General features: G+C 70.0%; 4 protein-coding genes. All 4 read right to left on the bottom strand.

The window, feature by feature from the left end; translation table 11 throughout:
* A partial coding sequence (locus VR44_RS41645) for a serine/threonine-protein kinase (RefSeq protein ID WP_094192085.1) occupies nucleotides 1-1,292 on the bottom strand: 1,292 nt, incomplete at its 3' end.
* Between the two features lie 1,156 nt (nucleotides 1,293-2,448).
* Nucleotides 2,449-2,670: a hypothetical protein gene (locus VR44_RS47840; RefSeq protein ID WP_052713955.1), complete on the bottom strand. Its 222-nt coding sequence runs from the start codon at nucleotides 2,668-2,670 to the stop codon at nucleotides 2,449-2,451.
* A gap of 993 nt (nucleotides 2,671-3,663) precedes the next feature.
* Entirely contained in the window at nucleotides 3,664-4,407 is a 744-nt protein-coding gene (locus VR44_RS33730) for a hypothetical protein (RefSeq protein WP_045951448.1), read from the bottom strand.
* Nucleotides 4,408-4,616: 209 nt separating this feature from the next.
* On the bottom strand, nucleotides 4,617-4,983 hold a 367-nt coding region (locus VR44_RS33725), incomplete at its 5' end, for a hypothetical protein (protein WP_045951447.1).

Here is a 4,983-nt window from a genome sequence, read left to right as displayed (position 1 = left end):
CTGAGTCTGCGTGTAGGGATCCGGATGACACCGCCTCGGCCAAGCCGGACCCAGAACGGATAGTGACTCCTGTCTAGCTGCCGCGTGGTGTGGACGGTCAGCTTCGTCCGTCTGGTGTAGCGCGTCAGCTCCAGGACCTTGACCTCTTGCCAGGGCGTCAAGACGTGGTTGCGCGGCGAGCCCACTCCAACACCGTGGCTGCTGAGGGTGAGACCCTGATTGGCCGCGATGAGCAGGCCCAGGAACCGTACGGCCAGCATGAGTATGACGATCAGGGCCACCCCCGGTATGACCGGATTGGCATCCGGGCCGCCGGTCAGCAGCCCTACGCCGAAAGAGCCAGCCACACCGAGCCCGGTGCACAGAAGCTGCAGGAGCCAGGTGGACCTGCGGAAGCGGTACCGCGCGGCGGGAGGCGCGGGGGTTTCGGCTGTCTGTGTGAGTGGCTGCGGTGGGCGACTGGGAGGTGCCGGTTCGTCGGCAAGCGCCGTGGTGTCATGCGTCGGAGCGGCTTGGGCACGTGCCCTCGCACACAGGTCGAGCAGGTCGGTCGGGCTCGGTCGGGTGGAGGGCTCCTTGCGGAGGCAGGCGAGGACCAAGGGCCTCAAGGACGGCGGCACGGTGGAGACGTCCGGGTCCTCGTGCACCACCCGGTACAACAGTCCAGCAGCGGAACCGTCGCCGAACGCGCTGCCGCCGGACGCCGAGACAAGAACAGCACCCAAAGCGAACACGTCGCTGGCCCCCGTGACCAGATGCCCGCGAGCCTGCTCCGGCGAGTGATACCCCGCGGTGCCGACCACGAAGCCGTCGGCCGTCACCCCTGATTCCTCCATGGCCCGGGCGATCCCGAAGTCCAGGACGCGGGGGCCGTCAGGGGCCAGCACGATGTTGGCGGGCTTCAGATCTCGGTGCACGAGACCGTGGCTGTGGATGGCCACGAGTGCTTCGGCCAACGCCGCGGTAAGCCACCACAGCTGCACTTCGGAGAACGGCCCCTGCCGGGCGACCTCCGCCTGCAAGGTCGGTCCCTCGACGTACGCGCTGGCCATCCACGGCTGCGGGGCATCCGGATCAGCGTCGACCACAGCCGCTGTATGAAAGCCCCCTACCTTCCGGGCAGCCTCGACCTCCTGACGGAATCGTGCCCTGAACTGCGGGTCGGCGGCGTACTCGGGCCGGATGACCTTGATAGCGACAAGCCGTCCGGACCGCGACTGCGCCAGATAGACGGAGCCCATTCCTCCACTGCCCAGCGGGCGAACGACCGTGTAGTCACCTATCTGCGTCACGGCCGCCCAACCCCCACCTCACCTCGTGCCGCACGAGTCCGGCGAATCAGTTCCGGCATGCGCACACCCCAGGGATCCCCAGGACGGTTCCCACGTCTTGCGCCATGCTCAGGAGTCCCTCGTCAGCTGTCGAGCCCTAAATCAGCCAGAACGCTCCGGCGGTGTCTTACGGAAGCAGCGCCGGCTCGGCAGTGTCGTGTGGGGACATCGCGGTCACGCTGCCGTGGCGCTTGCAGCTGTGAGGGCCTGGTTCGCACGGACGGGCGGCGTTCCGTTCCCCCGCCCGCCTGCCCGCGCGAACCAGTGGCCGATCGGCTACCGGGGGATCACGACTCAGGGGATGCTCGGCGCGATGGGCGGAGGCGGCTTACTGCCACCGACGAGCAGGGCCAGCAGGACAACGATCGCCTCGTTGCGCAGGACGCGGCGGCCTGAGCGAACTTGAGCGGGTCCAGGGTCGGCAGGGAGAGGGCTACGCACTCGGAGACGGTGCCGGTGCGGATCGGCACGGCCGCGCACACCGTGCCCAGGACGTATTCCTGGAGGTCGAGGAGCGGCTCGCCGGGGTCGCGGGTGTGGAGTTCGGCGAAGAGTTCTTCCTGGCTGGTGATGGTGTGGGGGGGAAGGCCTCCATACGGTGGCGGCCGAGGTGGTCGCGGCGCGTCCTCGGGGTGTAGGCGGCCCGGTGGTACTGCCCCCAGGACGGGCACCGCGCCTGGCCCGGGCACACCATGCCGGCACGGGCTACCCGCACCCAACCGGCCGACGCGCGGGGCCGGGGTAGCGCCTGGGCACCGGAATCGGACACCTGCGGGAGAGTGCTGCACATCGGATGGGTGCCGGATGGATCCGGCGGCCACCGCGCCCGGATGGCGGTCCTGGTCAAACCCAGCGGGCGCCTCGGCACGCTCCGCATGCTGGGCATCAAGTCCGTCCGCCGCCTGGGGGTCTACCCGGCGCTGATCCGCAGTACCGGCCGCGAGTGGGAGCGGCGCGCCGTGGAGCACGAGCGCCTCCTCAAGGGTGCCTCAGAAGGGCAGGCCTCGATGACCTGCCGTCACGAAGGGGGCGGCGGACAACGCGCCGGGGCTCGGACCGCGTTCCACGCTCGCGCCGCGTGTCCCTGTCGGCGCCGCCCACGGCCGTCCGTTTGCGGTCAGGACAAGACGCCGATCAGGAGTTGGATGGTGAACATGGCGACCATGCAGAAGCCGACCGCGGCCAGGATCCATTGGGCTGCGCCACGGGGGCTGTCGAAGCGGATGAAGTAGCCGCCGATGCCGGCGAGGCCGAGGAGGGCGCCGCACCAGAAGACCGGGCCGTCGTGCCACTTCGCCAGTACGGCTATGGCGGCCAGCAGGAGGACCAGCGCGGTCAACTGACCGCGTGTGGTGATGGTAAGCGGCCTGTCCCCCGAGTGAGTCATGCCCGCATCCTAGCCGGGCCTGTGAATCGCCCTCAGGCCTGTCATGATCGCCTTGCTTTCGAAGCCGTCCATAGGACACCTCCCCAGGACCGGGCGCGTAGGCACCACGGGTGGGCAAGCAGGCAGGCCCGGGACTTCGAGGGGCAGCCGAGCTGTACGGCACCGACGCCTCCGACGCGATCTCGCGGCCGCAGCGAGCGGCGCGAGGTCCTGCGGCAGTTCGCCAACGGCATCAACGCCACCGGGCACCGCGTGCACCGGGCGTTCCTCGCCTCCGTAGGAGATTCTCGGCCCGGCTAGGCTCATCCTCCATCAGGGGAAGGGCGAACCGAGGCCGCCCCCGCCGGTGGCGGCTGCTGAGCGTGCCGGCCTCGGCACGGTCCTGGTCGTCGCCGGCACGCTCAGCCCGGCGAACCCGGGGTCTGCCTCAGTAGGAGATGACGACGAATCCCGGCTTGCCCGCAGACGCGGTGCTCTCATCGGTCGCGGCACCCTTACCGCCCTGGCCGGCATCGGACGGGCCCTCCTTCGCGGGCGTCCCGCTTGGCCTCCCTGGCCCGGCTCGCCGAGAGGAACGGCCATCATGCTGATCGAGGTCTCGCCCTTCTTACCGGCAGTCTGGGAGATCGCCTTGTTCCTCGATGCGACGATGCTCCCGCCTGTCCCCTCCTATTCAGCCAAAGGGCTTCTCCCGCCCGACATGGTCGCGTTCACGCCGCCACCGCCCCCGGATGCAGACTGCTCCCAGTCATTCGCGGGCCCGACCACGCCGGAGGCTTCGGCGGCGCTGCCGGGCTTGCCATCCGATCCGCCTTCCCCGCCGTCCCCGACTACGACGGTGAGCTCGTCTCCCGACGTGACCGTCCAGGTCGCGGACTCGGTCGCGGAACGGTACTCGTCACTCCGCGATGGCGACGAGTACCCACGAAGACGGTCGGGCACAGTTCAGTGGCGGTCGGCGCCGATGGTGTCGCTCTCGCGTAGAACCGCCAGCGCGAAGGCGAGACGCTTGTCCAGCCAGCCGTCCCGCTTGACGAAGTACCAGCGGGTGCCGTCGGTACGGCGGGGGAAGGTGAGCACCGCTTCCCCGTACTCCCCATCCGCCTCCTCCCCCGCGTCCTCCACGACCGCCGCCCAAACCACCGGCTTGAGACCCCCGGAGCCCCCCGCTTCGTCGGACCCGAAGGACAGCAGGGAGTCAACGATCCCGTCGAGGACGTGGCCCACCCCGCGCCCCAGGGACGCTCCTGGGCCGCCCCTCGCCCACGCACGGGGGGCCACGACCGACGGATACCCGGGCTGCTCCATCCACAGGCCTTGCCGGGTGAGCCGCTTCGTGACGGGGGTACGACGGATGCACCCGATCTCCCGGTCCGCGTGATCCTTCACCCGGTAGCGGTCGGAGCCGTCGGGCAGCACCGTGCACAGCAGTTGCCGCCCGGCCTCGTCCTCGAAGAGCCGGAAACCGCCTTTCGCGAGGCTCGCGGACAGCTCCACGGGGACGATGTAGACGCCGGGGACCATGTACTCCTCGCCCCCGCGCATCCTCATGGACCGGACCGCGTGCGCGCCTTCACCCCGCTTCGACTTGCGGAACGTGTTCCGCATCGTCCTGCCCACCGTGAACTGGGTGATCTCGTCCCAGTGCACCGCCTCGAAGGGCTCGTCCCGCGTGTTTCGCCCGAACACCTTCAGCTTCCCTTCCTCGGTCGCCGGATCCCTCGGCTCCCTCTGCGGCGGCCCGAAGTGGCCGCCGAGCCGGGTGGCGGCCTCACCCCGGCCGGCCCCCTCGGCCGGGGTGGCCGGGGGCCGGCGGTCTGCGTCGCGAACCGGGGGTCCGGCAGCGGGCCGCCCGGGCCAGTGCCGCGCCGGAGCAAGGCAAAGGGCGGAACCGGTCGTCAGTCCTTGAGCTTGTACTCGCAGGGCTTGGGCGACTTGCCCTCCTGGTTGTCAGCAACCTGCTTGCCATCGACCTTGATCGTGCACGGGGCCGGCTTGAGCATCCCGTCCGGGCCCGTGACCGAGCCGGGCACCACCGAGACCGTGACGCCGACCTTCAGCTCGGCGCCCTCCAGCTGCATGGCCTCGGTCTTGGTCCAGGGCAACGTCACCTGGTCGAAGTGGTTGCTGTTCCCGTTCCACATGACCTTGGCCGCGCCCGTACCGCCCACCTCGAAGACCACCTGGTGCGGAACGCCCTTCTTCGCCGATGACGAGCCGTTCTCCTTGCTGCTCGCCGAGGCGCTGGGCGAGGCCTCGCTGGCC

Origin of the sequence: Streptomyces katrae (genome assembly GCF_000966975.1) — a bacterium.
Classification (GTDB): domain Bacteria; phylum Actinomycetota; class Actinomycetes; order Streptomycetales; family Streptomycetaceae; genus Streptomyces; species Streptomyces katrae.
This window is presented reverse-complemented; position numbering and strand designations above follow the sequence as displayed.